16 protein-coding genes and 1 pseudogene are annotated in these 17,137 nt (G+C 74.2%); 13 read left to right on the top strand and 4 right to left on the bottom strand.

Going from position 1 to position 17,137, the window contains the following annotated elements; translation table 11 throughout:
- Positions 1 to 8 precede the first annotated feature (8 nt).
- The gene (locus PAI11_RS18685) at positions 9 to 944 is read right to left on the bottom strand and encodes a D-alanine--D-alanine ligase family protein (protein WP_007577682.1); all 936 of its coding nucleotides are present in this window, start codon (positions 942 to 944) and stop codon (positions 9 to 11) included.
- The gene (locus PAI11_RS18690; RefSeq protein WP_007577683.1) at positions 944 to 2,437 is read right to left on the bottom strand and encodes an aminotransferase-like domain-containing protein; all 1,494 of its coding nucleotides are present in this window, start codon (positions 2,435 to 2,437) and stop codon (positions 944 to 946) included. Before PAI11_RS18690 ends, PAI11_RS18685 begins: the two co-directional genes overlap by 1 nt.
- A gap of 20 nt (positions 2,438 to 2,457) precedes the next feature.
- Here PAI11_RS18690 and PAI11_RS18695 point away from each other — a divergent pair, with 20 nt between their 5' ends.
- From PAI11_RS18695 to PAI11_RS18705, 3 genes are read left to right on the top strand one after another with little or no spacing between them, the layout of a single operon-like run.
- Positions 2,458 to 3,033, top strand: a complete 576-nt coding sequence (locus tag PAI11_RS18695; protein WP_007577688.1) for a DUF4126 family protein — start codon at positions 2,458 to 2,460, stop codon at positions 3,031 to 3,033.
- 21 nt (positions 3,034 to 3,054) lie between these two features.
- The gene (locus PAI11_RS18700) at positions 3,055 to 4,575 is read left to right on the top strand and encodes an alkaline phosphatase family protein (RefSeq protein ID WP_007577691.1); all 1,521 of its coding nucleotides are present in this window, start codon (positions 3,055 to 3,057) and stop codon (positions 4,573 to 4,575) included.
- Complete coding sequence (locus PAI11_RS18705; protein WP_007577693.1) at positions 4,572 to 6,482, top strand: glycosyltransferase family 87 protein; 1,911 nt, start codon at positions 4,572 to 4,574, stop codon at positions 6,480 to 6,482. Before PAI11_RS18700 ends, PAI11_RS18705 begins: the two co-directional genes overlap by 4 nt.
- 6 nt (positions 6,483 to 6,488) lie before the next feature.
- Here the strand turns inward: PAI11_RS18705 and PAI11_RS18710 are convergent, their stop codons facing one another.
- On the bottom strand, positions 6,489 to 7,298 hold the full coding sequence (locus tag PAI11_RS18710) for a TIGR00282 family metallophosphoesterase (RefSeq protein WP_007577695.1): 810 nt from the start codon (positions 7,296 to 7,298) through the stop codon (positions 6,489 to 6,491).
- Between the two features lie 125 nt (positions 7,299 to 7,423).
- On the opposite strand from PAI11_RS18710, the gene PAI11_RS18715 reads away from it, so the two are divergent.
- From PAI11_RS18715 to hemB, 3 genes are read left to right on the top strand one after another with little or no spacing between them, the layout of a single operon-like run.
- Positions 7,424 to 8,161 (top strand): ABC transporter ATP-binding protein, encoded by a 738-nt coding sequence (locus PAI11_RS18715; RefSeq protein ID WP_007577697.1) that lies wholly within the window; start codon positions 7,424 to 7,426, stop codon positions 8,159 to 8,161.
- Entirely contained in the window at positions 8,158 to 9,534 is a 1,377-nt protein-coding gene (locus tag PAI11_RS18720; protein WP_007577698.1) for an ABC transporter permease, read from the top strand. The genes PAI11_RS18715 and PAI11_RS18720 overlap by 4 nt, the downstream gene beginning before the upstream one ends.
- A 38-nt stretch (positions 9,535 to 9,572) precedes the next feature.
- Positions 9,573 to 10,550: a porphobilinogen synthase gene (hemB, locus tag PAI11_RS18725; protein ID WP_007577699.1), complete on the top strand. Its 978-nt coding sequence runs from the start codon at positions 9,573 to 9,575 to the stop codon at positions 10,548 to 10,550.
- Here hemB and PAI11_RS18730 read toward each other — a convergent pair.
- Positions 10,547 to 11,326, bottom strand: coding sequence for a hypothetical protein (locus tag PAI11_RS18730; protein ID WP_007577700.1), 780 nt, complete (start codon positions 11,324 to 11,326; stop codon positions 10,547 to 10,549). The two genes, hemB and PAI11_RS18730, sit on opposite strands and share 4 nt — an antisense overlap.
- A 198-nt stretch (positions 11,327 to 11,524) precedes the next feature.
- Here PAI11_RS18730 and ahbA point away from each other — a divergent pair, with 198 nt between their 5' ends.
- The 7 genes and pseudogenes from ahbA to PAI11_RS18765 all read left to right on the top strand — a co-directional run.
- Positions 11,525 to 12,616: a siroheme decarboxylase subunit alpha gene (gene ahbA / locus PAI11_RS18735; protein ID WP_007577702.1), complete on the top strand. Its 1,092-nt coding sequence runs from the start codon at positions 11,525 to 11,527 to the stop codon at positions 12,614 to 12,616.
- On the top strand, positions 12,617 to 13,900 hold the full coding sequence (hemL, locus tag PAI11_RS18740) for a glutamate-1-semialdehyde 2,1-aminomutase (protein ID WP_007577703.1): 1,284 nt from the start codon (positions 12,617 to 12,619) through the stop codon (positions 13,898 to 13,900).
- Complete coding sequence (locus tag PAI11_RS27490; RefSeq protein ID WP_007577704.1) at positions 13,897 to 14,469, top strand: hypothetical protein; 573 nt, start codon at positions 13,897 to 13,899, stop codon at positions 14,467 to 14,469. The genes hemL and PAI11_RS27490 overlap by 4 nt, the downstream gene beginning before the upstream one ends.
- A gap of 126 nt (positions 14,470 to 14,595) precedes the next feature.
- Entirely contained in the window at positions 14,596 to 15,267 is a 672-nt protein-coding gene (locus tag PAI11_RS18750; RefSeq protein ID WP_007577705.1) for a QcrA and Rieske domain-containing protein, read from the top strand.
- 11 nt (positions 15,268 to 15,278) lie between these two features.
- Positions 15,279 to 16,085 (top strand): cytochrome b, encoded by an 807-nt coding sequence (locus PAI11_RS18755; protein WP_007577706.1) that lies wholly within the window; start codon positions 15,279 to 15,281, stop codon positions 16,083 to 16,085.
- Positions 16,082 to 16,837: a c-type cytochrome gene (locus tag PAI11_RS18760; RefSeq protein WP_007577707.1), complete on the top strand. Its 756-nt coding sequence runs from the start codon at positions 16,082 to 16,084 to the stop codon at positions 16,835 to 16,837. The genes PAI11_RS18755 and PAI11_RS18760 overlap by 4 nt, the downstream gene beginning before the upstream one ends.
- A 28-nt stretch (positions 16,838 to 16,865) precedes the next feature.
- Positions 16,866 to 17,137: pseudogene (locus PAI11_RS18765) on the top strand (hypothetical protein); the annotation flags it as partial.

The following is a 17,137-nucleotide window of genomic DNA, read 5'->3' on the forward strand; positions in this document are numbered from 1 at the left end:
GACGAGGATCAGGCGCGAGCGGTGTCCGCCAGCGCCAGCTCGAGCAGCCGCTCGACGAGCTGATCGAGGCCGATGCCCGCCGCCTCGGCGGCCACGGGCAGGTAGCTCGTGTGCGTCAGGCCGGGCACCGCGTCGACCTCGAGCACGGTCAGCTCGTTGGTCGTGCGGTCCGCCAGCAGGTCGACCCGCGCGAAGCCCCGGGCCCCGAGCGCCTCGAACGCCCGCAGCGCCAGCGCCTCGGTGGCGCTCGCGACGGCCGGGTCGAGGTCGGCCGGGCAGGTGAACGTGGTCTGGCCGATCGTGTAGCGGGCGCTGTAGGGATCGTGATCGCGCGGGTGGACCTCGACGATCGGCAGCGCCTCGCCGGCGAGGATCGAGACCGACAGGTCGTGGCCGTCGACGTAGCGCTCCAGGAGGGCGCGATCGTCGTAGGAGAGGGCGGCGACCAGGGCGCCGGGCACCTCCTCGGGCCGCTGGACGATCTTGAGGCCCAGCGCCGAGCCCTGGCGCGACGGCTTGATCACCAGCGGGAAGCCGAGCCGCTCGCCGACCCGCGCCAGCGCGTCGGCCGCGCCGAGCTGCTTGAAGGCCGAGCTGGAGACGCTGACCGAGTCCGGGGTGGCGATCCCTGCCGCGGCGAGCGCGCGCTTGGCGACGACCTTGTCCCAGCAGCGCTCGCAGGCGGCCGGGGCCGAGCCGGTGTAGGGGATCTCGAGCACCTCGAGCAGCTCCTGGACGGTCCCGTCCTCGCCGTCCTCGCCGTGGAGGGCCACGAACGCGACGTCGGGGCGGAGGTCGTCGAGCGTCCGCACCAGCGAGTGGTCGACGTCGACCGCGTGGACCTCGTGACCCAGGCGCCGCAGCGCCTCGTCGACCCGCTGGCCGGACTGCAGCGAGACCTGGCGCTCCAGCGAGCGTCCGCCCATCAGCACCGCGACCCGCATCAGCGCGTCCCCCGGCGGCGCCCGGCCGTCCGCAACGGGACGATCGAGGCGTCGTCGGCGCCGGTCCCGCCGGTCTTGTCGGAGCCCCCGGCGTCGCTCCGGGAGCCGCCGGCCGCGCCGCCGCGGGGCCGCGGCGTGCCGGTCAGCGAGGCGTAGAGCTCCAGCTGCTCGGCGACCACGCCGCCGATCCGGCTGATGCCCTCGCGGATGTCGTCCTCGCCGACGCCGGAGAAGTTGACCCGCATCGAGTTGCCGCCGCGGCCGTCCAGGTAGGCGGCGCGCCCGGGGACGAATGCGACGTCGTTGTGCAGCGCCCGCGCCAGCAGGTCGGTGGTGTCCAGGTAGTCCGGCAGCGTGACCCAGACGAACAGGCCGCCCTGCGGACGGGTCCAGGTGGCGCCCTCGGGCATGTGGCGGTCGAGCGACTCCAGCATCACGTCCCGCCGCGACTGGTAGACGTCGGACTGGCGCTGGACGTAGTCGCGCCAGTCGCGCTCGCGGAAGTAGTAGGCGACGAACAGCTGGCTCAGCGACGCCGAGTTGAGGTCGCTGCCCTGCTTGCCGATCACCATCTTCTGGCGCACCGGGGCGGGCGCGATCGCCCAGCCGACCCGGATCCCGGGGGAGAGGATCTTCGAGAGCGTCCCGCCGTAGACGACGTAGCGCCCGCCGTCGAGGCTGTAGAGCGTCGGCAGCGGCTCGCCCTCGAACCGCAGCAGGCCGTAGGGGTTGTCCTCGAGGACGAGGATCTGACGCTCCTGGGCGATCTCGACCAGCCGCTTGCGCCGCTCCAGCGACATCGTCACGCCGCCCGGGTTCTGGAAGGTCGGGATCGTGTAGATGAACTTCGGCGACCGGCCCTCGCGCTCCAGGCGGTCGAGCGTCTCCTCGAGGAGGTCGATCCGCATCCCGTCGTCGTCGAGCTCGATCTGGACCAGATCGGCCTCGTAGGCGCTGAAGGTCGGCACGGCGCCCGGGTAGGTCGGCCCCTCGGCGATGATCACGTCGCCGGGATCGACGAGCGTCTTGCAGAGCAGGTCGATCACCTGCTGGCCGCCGGTGGTGACCAGGATGTCCTCGGGGTCGATCACCGTGCCCTCGGCGGCCATCACGTCCGCCAGGCAGGGACGGATGTCGGCCATGCCCTCGGTCGGGGCGTACTGCAGCGCCCGCGCGGAGTCGCCGGCGGCCATGTGCGAGAGGACCTTCGCCAGGTCCTCGGCCGGGAACAGCGTGGTGTCGGCCAGGCCGCCCGCCAGCGAGATCACCTCGGGCCGCTCGGTCAGCGCCATCAGGTCGCGCATCGCCGAGCTCTTCATCACGCGCGTCCGGGCGGCGAAGAGCCCGGCGTAGCGCTCGAGGTCGCCGGTGGGCCGGCGAACGGCCGGATCGGCCGTCGGCGACGGCCGATCGGCCTCGGAACCGGCGGCAGCGCCGGGGGAGGTCGTGCCCCCGCCGCCCGTGGCGGTCGAGTCCGGGTCCTCTACAGTCATGCGGCGAACGGTATCGCCACATGACCTACCTCCTCGACATCCTGCAAGGCATCGGCATCGCGGCGGCGGCGGGGGTGAGTCCGTTCCTGCCGCTCGCGGCCGCCTCGCTGGCCGGCCTGGCGCGCCTCGGCGCCGACTACGACCACACGTCGCTGAGCGTCGTCGGCTCGCCCGTCGTGCTGGCGCTGTCGGTGATCCTGGCCGTGCTCGCGCTGGTCCTGCGCAAGCGGCTGGAGGAGCCGACCGCCGAGCGGGTGCTGCTCGGGCTCGGGGTCGTCGTCGGCGCGATCGTGACCGGGGCGACGGTCGCCGACCACAGCTCGACCTGGTGGCCGGGACTGATCGCCGGCGGCCTGGCCGCACTGATCGCCGGCCTCGGCGTCCGCTCGCTGCTGCGGCGCACGCGGGCGCGGCTGGACGACGAGACCCGCACGACGCTCGCGGTCGGCGCCGCCGTCGGCGCGCTGGCGGTGGCGATCCTCTCGATCGTGCTGCCGCCGGTCGGCGTGATCGCGGTCGGCGCCGGCGTCTGGCTCTACTTCGGCGGACGACGGCAGGACACGCGCAAGCACGCCGGCCTGCGCGTCCTGCGCTGAGCCGGCCGGCCGCCGCTTCGGATGCGCCGCCTGGTCTTCGCCGTCGTCGACGGCTGCGACCCCGGTCAGCTGCGGCAGGCGATCGCGGCAGGCGACGCGCCGATGCTGGCCCGCGCGGTCGCCGAGGGCGCGTCGCACGAGTCGGTCGCGGCCTTCCCGTCGGTGACGCCGGTCTGCGCGACGGCGCTGGCGACCGGGGTCCGGCAGGATCGCCACCGGATCCCGTCGATCAACTGGTGGGACCGCAGCCGCGAGCGCTACGTCGAGTACGGCTCGAGCTTCGCGGCGTCGCGCAAGCTGGGGATCGTCCGACAGCTGGCGGACACCGTATACAACCTCAACGGGCGGCACCTGGCGCCCGAGGTCCCGACGGTCTTCGAATCGCTCGACGACCTCGGCGTGCGGACCGCCGGGACCACGTTCCTGGTCTACCGCGGCCGCCATCGCCACGAGCTGGCGAAGGGCACGATGATGAACCGGGTCGCGTCGACCGCCTTCCGCAAGCCGGTGCTGGGGCCGAGGGAGCTGTTCTACGCCGACCTCTTCAGCTCGCGCGAGACCGGCTGCCGGTCCCAGTTCGGGCTGCCGGGCGTCCGCGACCAGCACGCCGGCTGCGTCGGCGCCTACCTGGTCGAGCACGACCTGGTCGACTTCCTGCTGCTCTCGCTGCCGGACAACGACACCCACAGCCACAAGCACGGGCCGGACGCGCAGCAGCAGTCGATCGCCGCGGCCGACGCCCAGCTGCGACGGATCGCCGACGCCGCCGGCGGGGTCGATCGCTTCTTCTCCGAATGGGCGCTGGTCGTCGCCTCCGACCACTCCCACACCCTGGTCGAGCGGCGGGCCGACATCCGGCCCGCGTTCGAGCCGTTCGGGATCACCGGCTCCTCGGGGCCGCGGAAGGGCGATCGGATCGCGTTCTGCCCCGCGTCCCGGGCGGCGATGATCTACGTCCTGGACCCCGACCAGCGGGAGCGGCTGCTGCCCGACCTGGTCGCCGCCGGTCGCGCGGTCGACGGTGTCGAGCTGGTCGTCTGGCGCGACCACGACGGCACGGGGGTGATCTCCAGCGGCGCCGACGCGCCGACCGCCGGAGAGATCCGCTTCCGGCCCGGGGACGCTGTCGCCGACGAGCGGGGCGGGCGCTGGGAGCTGTCCGGCGACCTCGCGATCGTCGGCGCCGAGGTCCGCGACGGCGTCGTGCGCAGCGCCAGCCACCCGGACCCGCTCGGCCGCTGCTGGTCGGCGCTGCGGTGCGTCAACTCGGGCGACGTGCTGCTGTCGGCGTCGGCCGGGGTCGAGTTCCCGGACTGGGGCGGCATCGACCACGTCGGCGGCGGAAGCCACGGATCGCTGCGGGCCGAGGACTCGGTCGGCATCCTGGTCCACTGCGGTCTCGACGGGCAGGACGGCGGTGGCGTCGACGGTCGGGCGATCCCCCCGGGAGCGCCCGCGGCCTGGTCGATCGAGGACGCGACCCCGCTGATCCTGCGCCACTTCGCGGCCCAGCTCGCCGATGACCGGGACCGCCCGCGATGACCGCCGAGCTCCAGCCCACGACGACCCTGGGCGCCCGCGCGGCCGCCCTGGTCCTCGGGCTGCTGCTGGCCCTGGCCGCGCTGCTGCCGGTCGCCGCCCGCGCGGCGCCGCCCGCCGCGACCACGACGACCACGACCACCACCACGGCCACGCCGCTGGCCGCGACCGGCCCGGCGTCGACGGCCGGCGCGCCGCTCGCCGCGGCCACGAAGGCCGGGCCGACCGACCCCAACGGCACCGAGCAGCCGGCGTCGATGGACGCGCCGCCGGCCGGCCACCGGCTGACCGCCACGCAGGCCCGGGCGATCGCGCGCCGCGACCCCAAGCTCCGCCGGACCCAGCGCGAGCACCGCGGCAGCTACGACGACATCTTCCTCAAGGGCAAGGACCGCTGGCAGCTGTCGCTCTACGCGAAGCGGCAGAAGGGCAAGCCGCTGAAGGAGCTGGCCCAGGTCCTCGTCGACGACCGGAGCGGCCGCGTCACCGAGTCGTGGGACGGCCCCTACGTCGCCTGGACGATGGCCCGCGGCTACGACGGCGCGTTCGGTCGCTCAGTCACCAGCCCCTGGCTGTGGGGCGTCCTACTGGTCCTGTTCCTGGTCCCGTTCGTCGGCCTGCGCCCGCTGCGCGGCCCGCCGCTGGCGCTGCTGCTGCTGGCCGGGTTCACGGTCCCGCTGGCGGCCTTCAACAACGCCCGCCTGGACATCGCGGTCCCGACCAGCTTCGCGCTGCTGGCGGCCCTGCTCGCCTGGGCCCTGGCGCGCGGCCTGCGGCGGCCGCGCGGTCCCTCGCGCGATCTGGTCGTGACGCTGCCGCTCGCCGGCCTGCTGGTCCTCGGGCTGGCGCTGCTGGTCTTCCGGATCGTCCTCAACGTCACCGACGGCAACGTGATCGACGTCGGCTACGCCGGCGTGGTCGGCGCCGACCACATCGGCCACGGCCAGCCGGTCTACGGCGCGTTCCCGAAGGGGATCGAGGCCGGCGACACCTACGGCCCGCTCAACTACCTGCTGTACGTGCCGTTCGAGCAGCTGTGGCCGTGGAGCGGCCGCTGGGACGACCTGCCCGCCGCCCACGGCGCGGCGATCGCGTTCGATCTGCTGGCCGTCGTCGCGCTGTTCGTCGTCGGCCGCCGGCAGGAGCGCGACCGCGACGCGGGCCGCGCGCGCGGCGCCCTCTACGCCTACCTCTGGCTGGCCTGCCCGTGGAGCCTCTACTGCCTCAACAGCAACGCCAACGACGCGCTGGTCGCGGTCGGCGTGGCGCTGGTCCTGGCCGTCGGTGCGCGGCCGCTCGGGCGCGGCGTGGCGGTCGGCGTGGCCGCCGCCACCAAGATCACGCCGCTGGCGCTGTTCCCGCTGCTGGCCACCCGTCGCCCGGTCGAGCCGGACGTGCGCGTCGAGCACGGGCCGCCGTCGTGGCGCCCGTCGGCGCTCGCCTGGTTCGGGCTCGGCGCGCTGCTGGTGCTCGGCATCAGCACGCTCTGGGTGCTCCACGGCGACTCCGTGCGGCTGCTCTACGACCGCACGATCGGCTACCAGGCCGGACGCCACGCGCCGTTCACGCCCTGGGGCTTCTACGACTGGGCCGAGCCGGTCCGCAGCGAGGTCCGCTACCTGGCGGTCCTGCTCGGGGTGGCGCTGGCGTTCCTGCCCCGCCGCCACGATCTGACCGGCACCGCGGTGCTGATGGCGGCGGTCCTGATCGCGCTCCAGATGGCCGCCGAGTACTGGTTCTACCTGTACCTGACGTGGCTGGTGCCGCTGCTGCTGGTCGGGGCGCTGGGCGACCGGACGCTGCGCTGGCCGACGAACCGGCGGCCGGCGGTGACGCCGCGCGTGCTCGGCCCGCTGCCCGAGGAGGACGCGCCCTGGGCCGCTCGCGCCCGCGAGGCCGACACGGCCTGACCGGGATCAGTCGATCAGGCGCGGCGAGACCTGGATCGGCAGCACCTCGGTCGACCGCAGCTTCCGCTCGCCGGTCCGGATCAGCACCGCGCACAGCCACGGATCGCCGGAGGCCGGCTCGAACCGGACCGGCAGCCGGGTCCGCATCGACTCGATCGCCAGCTCCTTGCGGACGCCGATCACCGAGTCCCGCGGGCCGCACATCCCGACGTCGGTCATGTAGGCCGTGCCCCCGGGCAGGACGCGCGCGTCGGCGGTCGGCACGTGGGTGTGGGTGCCGACGACGGCGGTCACGCGGCCGTCCAGGTACCAGCCCATCGCGACCTTCTCGCTCGTCGCCTCGGCGTGGACGTCGACCAGCAGGTGGTCGACCCCCTGGCGGATCAGCTTCTCGACCTCGACCTCCGCCTGGGCGAACATCACCCGGCCGGGATCCAGGTGCAGGTTGCCCATCAGGTTGAGGATCCCGAGCCGGACGCCGCCGCGCTCGACCACGCAGGCGCCGTGGCCGGGGTGCGAGGCCAGGTAGTTGGCGGGCCGCACGATCGCGTCGACGTCGTCGAGGTAGGGCCACACCTCGCGCTGGCGGAAGGCGTGGTTGCCGAGCGTGATCGCGTCGACGCCGAGCGCGAACATCTCGTCGGCGATCCGCGACGTGATCCCGACGCCGCCGGCCGCGTTCTCGCCGTTGACGACGACGAAGGTCGGGGAGTGCTCCTCGCGCAGGGCGGGCAGCGCCGCGCGCAGCGCCTTGCGACCGACCGATCCGATCACGTCGCCGATGAAGAGGATGGAGGTCCCGCCCGGCCCGGACATCGGGCGAGTGTCGCAGCCCGTCGACGCCCGGCGCGGCCCGCGGTGGCGACGGTCGGCCCGTCGCTTCACCGCGTATGAATGAATGTGCGTGCCGCGGGAGGAGAGGCCGCCCGCGCTCGCACCACGTGGCTGCCACCGACCCGATCCCGTCACCGACCGGCCCGGCCCTGCGCGCCGAGGGCCTGGTCCGCCGCTACGGCTCCCGGACGGCCCTGCACGGGGTCACCGTCGCGGCGGACGCCGGCGAGGTCGTCGCGATCCTCGGTCCCAACGGCGCCGGCAAGACGACCCTGCTGTCGCTGCTGGCCGGGCTCCAGGACCCCGACGCCGGCAGCGTCGGCCGTCCCGCGCGCGAGATCGGCTGGGTCCCCCAGCAGCCCGCCGTCTACCGCCGGCTGAGCGTCCGCCAGAACCTGGAGCTGTTCGCCCGTCTCGACGACGTGCCGGACGCGCCGGCGCGGGTCACGCGGATGCTCGAGCAGGCGGGCCTGGCCGACCGCGCCGGCGACCTGGTCGGGTCGCTCTCGGGCGGCGGCCAGCAGCGGGTCAACGTCGCCGTCGGGCTGCTGGCCGATCCCCCGGTGGTGCTGCTCGACGAGCCCTCCGCCAGCCTCGACCCGCGCCAGCGCGAGCGGATGTGGCGGTTCCTGACCGGCCTGGCGGCCGACGGCCGCGCGGTCGTCTTCTCGACCCACGACGTCGCCGAGGCCGAGCGCTACGCCGACCGCGTCGTCGTCCTGGTCGACGGCCGGATCGCCTTCGACGGCCCGCCGGCCGCGCTCGCCGAGACCGCCGACGGCGACCTGCTGCGAGCCTTCGTCGACCTGGTCGAGCGGACCGTCCCCGACGAGGAGCCGGCGTGAGCGGCTGGCGCAGCCTCGGCCCGCTGGCCGCCAAGGACGCCCGGATCCTGCGCCGCTCGCCGCTGCTGATCGGCCTGCTGGTCGTCTACCCGCTGGCGGTCGCGCTGCTGCTCGGCCTGGCGCTCTCGCGCGGGCCGGCCGAGCCGAAGGTGGCGCTGGTCAACCAGGTGCCGGCCGCCGGCAGCACCGTCGACCTCGGCGGCGAGACGCTCGACGCGCGCACCTACGCGCTGCGGCTGATGAAGGACACGCGTCCGGTCAGCGTCGCGACCCGCGAGCAGGCCGTGCGGATGGTCCGCGACGGCGACGTGGTCGGCGCGATCGTGATCCCGCCCGACACCGTCGAGCAGCTGCGCGGCGTGCTGTCGCTCAACGGCGCCCGCAAGCTGCCGACGATCGAGGTCCTGACCAACGACGCCGACCCCGTCCGGGCCCGGGCCCTGCGCGAGCTGATCCAGGCGCGGCTGGCCGCCGCCAACGCCGAGATCGGCAAGCGGCTGATCGGGGTCGGCGGCAGCTACCTCGGCGTCCTGCTGAACGGTGGGAACCTGCGGCTGCTGGGCCTGTCGGGCGACATCCTCGGGCTCCGGCAGGCGTCCGACATCCTCCGCCGTGCGGCGGCCGAGCTGCCGGCTGGCCGTTCGCGCAGCGACGTCGAGCGGGTCGGCAGGTTCGCCCAGCTGGCCGTCGACAACCTGGCCTTCGCGGTCCCGATCCTCGACTCGATCGCCGACCCGATCCGGATCCACCGCTCGAGCGTGACCGGCCCGGCGGTCTCGCTGGACGTCTACGCCGCCGCCGTCGCGACCACCGTCTCGCTGCTGCTGGTGGCGACGCTGCTCGGGGCCGGGCTGGTGGCCCTCGAGCGCGAGGAGCGGACCTTCGGGCGGCTCGTCCGGGCCGCCGTCCGCCCCGGCGTCCTGCTCGGCTCCAAGACGCTGCTGGCGGGCGCGACCGGCGCCATCGTCGGCCTGCTGGTCGCGGGCGGGCTGGCGATCTTCCTCGGCCTCGACCCGGCGCGGATCCCGCTCTGGCTGGTGGCCGCCGCCGCGACCGGGATCGCCTGCGGCGGGCTCGGCGTCGCGCTCGGGGCGCTGGCGCCCGAGGTCCGCGCCGCCAGCCTGCTGGCGATCCTGCTGCTGGTGCCGGTGGTCGTGATCGGCCTGGTCCCCGAGGGGACGGTCTCGTCGCTGGTCGGGACCGTGATCGACGTCGTCTCCGGCGCGTTCCCGTTCCGGCCCGGCCTGCGGCTGGTGACCGCGGCGCTCGAGCACGGCGCGTTCTGGGCGCCGCTGCTGCACCTGCTGCTGCTGGCCGCGGCCTGGGGCGCGATCGCTCGGGTCGCGATCGTCCGCAGCGGCGCGCGCGGCTGAGCCCGAGCGACCGAGCGACCGACGGCTACGATCGGTCGATGCCGTTCCCGCGCGCCCGCCCCCGCCGTCTGCGTCGCACGCCGGCGCTGCGCGCGCTGGTGCGCGAGACGACCCTGCGCCCCGACCAGCTGGTGCTGCCGCTGTTCGTCGAGGACGGTCTCGACGAGCCGCTGCCGATCGACGCGATGCCGGGCGTCTCGCGGCTGTCGCCGGACGGGGCGCTGGCGGTCGCGCGCGACGCGGCGGCGCTCGGGCTCGGCGGCGTGATGCTGTTCGGGATCCCGGCGACGAAGGACCCGGCCGGCAGCGGCGCCTGGGACGACCGGGCGGTGGTCCAGCGGACGACCCGAGCGATCCGCGACGCGGTCCCGGGGCTGACGGTCGGCACCGACCTCTGCCTCTGCGAGTACACCGACCATGGCCACTGCGGCCTGCTCGACGAGCACGGCGCGGTCCAGAACGACGCGACCCTCGAGCTGCTGGAGCGGACGGCGGTCTCGCAGGCGGACGCCGGCGCCGAGGTCCTCTACCCCTCGGACATGATGGACGGCCGGATCGGCCGGATCCGCGATGCGCTCGACGCGGCGGGACACGACCAGGTCGTGATCGTCGCCCACAGCGCCAAGCTCGCGTCGGCCTACTACGGCCCGTTCCGCGAGGCGGCCGGCTCGACCCCCGCGTTCGGCGACCGCCGCAGCTACCAGATGGATCCGGCCAACGGCGACGAGGCGGTGCGCGAGGCGCTGACCGACGTCGAGGAGGGCGCCGACGTCCTGATGGTCAAGCCGGCCGGCCCGGCGCTCGACCTGATCCGCCGGGTCAAGGACGCGACCCGGATGCCGGTCGCGGCCTACCAGGTCAGCGGCGAGTACTCGATGATCAAGGCCGGCGCCGCCGCCGGCTACGTCGACGAGGACGCGATCGTGGCCGAGTCGCTGACCGCGATCCGCCGCGCCGGCGCCGACGTGATCGCCACCTACTTCGCGCTCGACGTCGCGCGGGCGCTGCAGGCCTAGCGGCGCCGCGGCGCCAGCACCGGGCAGCTGTCGCAGCGCTCGCAGGACGCGTCGCGGTAGCTCAGGCAGCAGGTCGCGCGGTAGCCGAACGACGCGCCGTCGCGGAGCTCGAACGCGACCGGCACCCGCAGCGGGCTCGCCGGAGCCATGATCGCGGCGGCCATCCCCCAGGCCGCGTCCCGCCGTCCGGTCAGGTCGCCGACGTGGCCGAGCGCCTGGACGACCCGGTCGCCGACCGACCGCCACGCGACCCGCGCCCGCCGCAGGCCGCTCGCGTCGACGGCCGCCACCAGCGGGCCGCAGACGGCGATCAGCTCGTCGCGGGCCGCCGCCAGCAGCGCCGGCTCGTCGGCCGCCACCCGCGCGTCCGGATGCCCGGCGTCGCGATCCCCGGCCCGGCAGTGGAACGCGGTCCCGCGCGGGCGGACCGCGGCCGCCTGGCCCTCCGGCCCGATCAGGACGTCGACCGAGGCCGGGTCGAGCCGCGGCACGCGGCCGGCCAGCAGCAGCGTCGCGGCGACCAGCTCGGCGACGTACCAGGCGCGAGCCTCGATCATCCAGAGCGCGCCCGCCACCCGTCCGGGCGCGTTGCGCGACGCCGGCTCCAGCTGCGCCGCCAGCCGCGAGCGGTCGTCGGCGATCGCGTCGGCGGGCTCCCACCCCGCCGCGTCGCCCGCGACGGGCGGCTGGCCGCCGGCGGTGATCGCGGCCGCCTGGCGGAGCGTCCGCCGCAGCGGTGGCTCGACGGCGACGGGGTTGCGGGTGATGTCCAGCACGGGGTCGCAGGACGGCTCGATCGGCCGCGCTCGCGGGCCGACCGTCCTGGGCCGGCCCCGACGTCGGGTACCCTAACTGGTGGCGGCCGAGATCCCGTCGGCGGCGCGCATCCCTACCATGGATGGACGTGCCTCCGGTCCGTCGCGCCCTCCCCGCGCGCACGTCCTCCGACCCGCACGCCCGACGCGAGGAGCCTCATGGCCACCAGTGACAAGACGGCGATCCCGAAGGTCCGCAGCCGCAAGGACGGCGCCGCGGTCCCGCTCGACGAGACCGACAAGCGCCTGCTCGACCTGCTCCAGGGCTCGTTCCCGCTGGTGCCGCGCCCCTACGCGGAGATCGCCGTCGCGGCCGGTCTCACCGAGGACGAGGTCATCGCCCGCACCGACCGCCTGGTGCAGGACCGGATCATCCGCCAGGTCACGCCGATCTACGACACCCGCGCGTTCGGCTACGGCTCGATGCTGGTGGCGGCCAAGGTCGATCCCGAGAACCCCTGGCGCTCGGCCAAGATCATCAACGCCCATCCCGGCGTCAGCCACAACTACCTGCGCAACCACGACTTCAACATGTGGTTCACGCTGGCGGTCGAGGAGGACTCCCGCCTGGGCCTGCAGGGCACGCTCGACGTGCTCCAGGAGCTGACCGGCGCCGAGTCGATCCGCCAGCTGCCGACGCTGCAGCTGTTCAAGATCCGGATGGACCTGCAGCTGAGCGGCGACACCAAGTCGCTCGCCACCGCCGGCGAGGCGGTCGCCCCGGCCGAGACCGAGCGCCAGGCCTACGACGAGTTCGACAAGAAGGTCGTCCGCGCCACGCAGGGCGACCTGCCGGTGATCGCCGAGCCGTTCGCACCGGCGGCCGAGGAGCTGGGGATCTCGGTCGCCGCGCTGCTCGAGCACCTCGAGGGGATGACCGAGCGCAAGCTGCTGCGGCGGGTCGCCGCGATCCTCTTCCACCGTCGCGCGGGCTTCAGCGCCAACGGCATGGGGGTCTGGCAGGTCGACCCGGACCGGATCGAGGAGATCGGGATCCGGATGGCCGCCTACCGCGGGATCAGCCACTGCTACCAGCGGCCGACCTACGCGGACTGGAAGTACCAGGTCTTCACGATGGCCCACGGCCGCTCCAAGGAGGAGTGCGACGCGATCCTCGACGCGATCGCGGACGAGGTCGACGGGATCGAGGACCGGGCGACGCTCTACAGCTCGACCGAGTTCAAGAAGATCCGGCTGCTGTACTTCACCGAGGCCTTCCGGGCCTGGGAGCACGAGCACGCCGGCGTCTAGATGACCGTCTCGCTGACCGACGCGAAGTCCGCCGAGCTCTTCGCGCGCGCCAGCCGGGTGCTGCCCGGCGGCGTCAACTCGCCGGTTCGGGCGATGCGCTCGATCGGCCGCGATCCGCTGTTCGTCGAGCGCGCCGAGGGCGTCGACCTGATCGACGTCGACGGCAACCGCTTCGTCGACTGGGTCTGCTCGTGGGGGCCGCTGATCCACGGCCACGCCCACCCGCAGATCCTGACCGCGATCCACGAGGCCGCGGCCGCCGGCACCACCTTCGGCGCGCCGACCGCGCTCGAGGTCGAGCTGGCCGAGGAGGTCGTCCGCCGCGTTCCCTCGGTCGAGATGCTGCGGATGACCTCGTCCGGCACCGAGGCCTCGATGAGCGCGATCCGGCTGGCGCGTGCCGCCACCGGCCGCGAGGTCGTCGTCAAGTTCGCCGGCGCCTACCACGGCCACGTCGACGGCCTGCTGGCCGACGCGGGCTCGGGCCTGGCGACGCAGGGCATCCCGGCCTCGGCCGGCGTCCTGGAGTCCGCGACCCGCGCCACCGTGGTCGTGCCGTGGAACGACGTCGCCGCGGTCGAGGAGGCGTTCGCGCGCCACGACGTCGCCGCGCTGATCGCCGAGCCCTACCCCGCCAACATGGGCCTGGTGCTGCCCGAGCCGGGCTTCCTGGCCCGGCTGCGGGAGCTGACCGAGGCCCACGGCGCGCTGCTGATCTTCGACGAGGTCATCTCCGGCTTCCGCGTCGCCCCCGGCGGCGCGCAGGAGCTCTCCGACGTGACGCCCGACCTGACCGTGATGGGCAAGGTCATCGGCGGCGGCCTGCCGGCGGCGGCGTTCGGCGGCTCGCAGGCGCTGATGGAGCGGCTGGCACCGGTCGGCGACGTCTACCAGGCCGGCACGCTGTCCGGCAATCCGCTGGCGGTCGCGGCCGGCCTCGCCTCGCTGCGGATGCTGGACGAGACCGCCTACCTGCGCCTGTCCGAGACCACCGAGGCGCTGGCTACCGGCCTCCGCGAGGCCGCCGGCGACCGTCCGGTCCAGGTCGCCAGCGTCGGCGGCCTGGTGACGGTCTTCTTCAGCGAGCAGCCCGTCCGCGACTACGCCGACGCGCGCCGCTGCGACCACGAGGCCTACGCCCGCTGGTGCCGGGGCCTGCTCGCGCGCGGGGTCTACGCCCCGCCGTCGGGCTACGAGGCCTGGTTCGTGTCGCTGGCCCACGCGCCGGAGCACGTCGCTCGCACGCTCGAGGCCGCCGCCGCCGCCTTCGAGGTCGCCTGGTGAACCCGCTGTCCGCGCTCGCCGCCGCTCTGCGCGACGAGGGCGGGCTGCTGGCGGCCGCGACCGTCGATCCGGCCCCGGACGCCGACCGCTTCGCCTCCGCCGACCTGCGCGGGCCGCGGGCGTCGGCGATCGGCGACGAGCTGCCGGTCGCGATCGAGGCCACCCGCGAGGCCGAGCTGCTGCACCACGCCCCCGAGCGGGCGCGGGTCGTCCGGACCGCCGACCGCGACCTGGCGCTGCTGGCCGGCGACCGCCTCTACGCCCTCGGGCTCGAGCGGCTGGCCGCCGGCGGCTGGGTCGCCGAGGTCGAGATCCTGGCCGACGTCGTCGCGCTGGTCGCGCGCTTGCACGCCGCGCCGGCGTGGGACCTGGGCCCGGACCACGACGGCGGGACCGGCGACCCGGCGGTCGCGGCCGAGCGCACGCGCGCGCTCTGGATCTGCGCCGGCGCCGCTCTGGGACAGGGCTTCGGCTCGCCCGCGGCGGTGCTCCTGCGGACGGCGCGCGAGGGTGCGACGCCCTCCGAGGCGGCGCTGCGAGCCGCCGCGGCCGCGGTCGCGACGGCCTGAGGAACCCCCGCAAAGGACGCTCGGAACGGCGTCGCGGGTCGAGGTCCCATCGCCGCAGGCTCGTGGCCGATACGATCCCCGGCGTCCCACGCGGCCCCCGTGGGTTCACGCAGGAGCCTCTCACACGTGTCCGATCGCCCAGCGAAGAGCAAGTACACCCTCGACCGCGGCATTCCCGGTGCGTTCGAGGGCGAGACCGTCACCCGTCGTCGGATGATGGTGCTCGCCGCCAACGCGACCGGTGGCATCGCCATCGGCGCCGTCGCCCTCTCGGCCGCCGGCTTCGCGATCGGCCAGCCGTTCGTCGAGGTCGACACCGGCTGGCACGACATGGGCCCGCTCGACGAGATCCCGAACGACACCTACGTGCCGCGCGTGATCACGCTCGATCCGAAGACGGGCCAGGTCGGCAAGAGCACCGTCTACCTGCGGCAGCGCAACCCGGTCGTCGACAAGGAGCCGGGCGACCAGTACAACAAGGTCGTCGCGATCAGCTCCCGCTGCATGCACATGGGCTGCCCCGCCCGTTACGTGCAGGCCGCGCAGCACTTCGTCTGCCCGTGCCACGGCGGCGTCTACGACTTCCGCGGCGAGGTCGCCGCCGGTCCGCCGGTTCGCCCGCTGGATCGCTTCTACACCCGCATCACCTCGACCGGTCGGGTCGAGGTCGGGCGTCGCTTCTCGGTCAACTCGGAGCTCAAGCGGTTCTCGCCGCGTCCGCCCGGGCAGCCGCTGGACGGCATCGGCCAGTACCTGTATCCGTCGAACCCGTCGCAGCGCAAGCTGCCCGGCACCTGATCCCTCACACCATGGCGAAGATCAAGCTCCTCCCGTCGCCGCCCGCAGGGTTGCGGCCGCAGCCGAAGCGGCCCGAGGACCCGGCGGTCGACGACCAGCCCAAGGACCTCGTCAAGGAGGCGGGCGTCAGCGCCGCCGCCTGGGTCGACGAGCGGACCTCGCTCTCGGGCACCGTCCGCTGGGTGATGTTCCGGCCGATCCCCAAGGGGACGAACTGGTTCTACACCCTGGGCACGGCGACGATGGTCGCCTTCATCAACCAGGTCATCACCGGCGTCGTGCTGGCGATGTACTACGACCCGTCGGTCACCCACGCCTACGAGTCGATGAAGTACATCAACAACGAGGTCTTCCTCGGCGAGTTCATCCACGGCATGCACCGCTGGGGATCGACCGTGATGGTGATCCTGGTCTTCCTGCACATGGCGAGGACCTTCTTCTTCGGGGCGTACAAGTACCCGCGTGAGCTGAACTGGATCGTCGGCGTCGCGCTGCTGGTGCTGACGCTGGTGATGTCGGTCACCGGCTACCTGCTGCCGTTCGACCAGCGCGCCTACTGGGCCTCGGTCGTGGCCATGAACATCGGCGGCAACGCGCCGCTGCTCGGGCCGTTCACCCCGCCCGCCGCGCTCGGCGGGCCGGACGTCACCACGGTCACGCTGTCACGGTTCTACGCGATCCACATGATGATCATCCCCGGGTTGATCATCGGCCTGATCAGCGCCCACCTGTACTTGGTCATCAAGCTCGGGACGTCGGCGCCGCCGTGGGTCCGCGCGGACAAGGTCGGCGGCGACCTGAAGGAGCACGACGCATGAATCAGCGCGAGAAGGAGGAGTACCTCCGCGAATACTCCGTCCTGAAGGCGCAGGGGAAGCCGTTCTTCCCCTACATCATCGTCAAGGACGGCGTGATGATGATCGTCGTCATCGGGACGATCATGCTGCTGTCGATCGTCCTCGGTGGCGAGCTGACGGCGAAGGCCGACGCGACGACGACCACCTACGCCCCGCGGCCCGAGTGGTACTACTTCTGGGCCTTCGAGCTGCTGCGCGTGATCAAGCCGCCGGCCCTCGTGTCGCTCGCGACCGTCGGCGTGCCGACGATCGCGATGCTGCTGCTGTTCCTGCTGCCGTTCTACGACCGCAACCCGGAGCGGCATCCGCTGCGGCGCCCGGTCGCGACCACGGCCGGCATCTTCGTGATCGGCGCGATGTTCTTCCTCTCCTACCTCGGCGCCGAGGCGGAGCCGCCCTCGCGGGTCGACATGGAGCCGCCGCCGTCGGTCGCCACGGCCGGTGGCGCGACGCTGGAGAAGTGGGAGGCGGGCCGCAAGCTCGTCGCCCAGTCCAGTTGCGGCGGCTGCCACAAGATCGGCGCCAACGGCAACGACGGCCCCGGTCCCCAGCTGACGCAGATCGGCGACCGCCTGAAGCAGGGCGCGATCCGCGAGACGCTGATCAACCCGACGCTGCCGATGCCGTCGTTCGCGAAGCTCGGGCCGGAGAAGCTCGACGACATCGCGTTCTTCCTGAGCACGCTGAAGAGCGGCTCGGGCGGCGGCCACTGAGCCGGCGCCGCCCGCTCGGCTCCCGGTCGTGAACGACGCTGCGACCGCGACGCCGGGCGGGGACGGAGGGGCCGAGGCCCCCGTCCCCGCGGTCGTCGCCCCGATCGTGGCGGCGGCCGGCGCCCACGTGCCGACGCTGCTGCGGACCATCGAGCAGCGCCTGCGCCAGGTCGCGACGCCCGGTCGCGACGCGCTCGACGCGTCCGCCGCGGCGACCGTCAGCGCCGGCGGCAAGCGGCTGCGCCCGCTGCTGGCCGTGGTGGTCGCCGGGCCGCGGGTCGCGGACGCCGCCGACGCGGA

This window comes from Patulibacter medicamentivorans (assembly GCF_000240225.1).
Classification (GTDB): domain Bacteria; phylum Actinomycetota; class Thermoleophilia; order Solirubrobacterales; family Solirubrobacteraceae; genus Patulibacter; species Patulibacter medicamentivorans.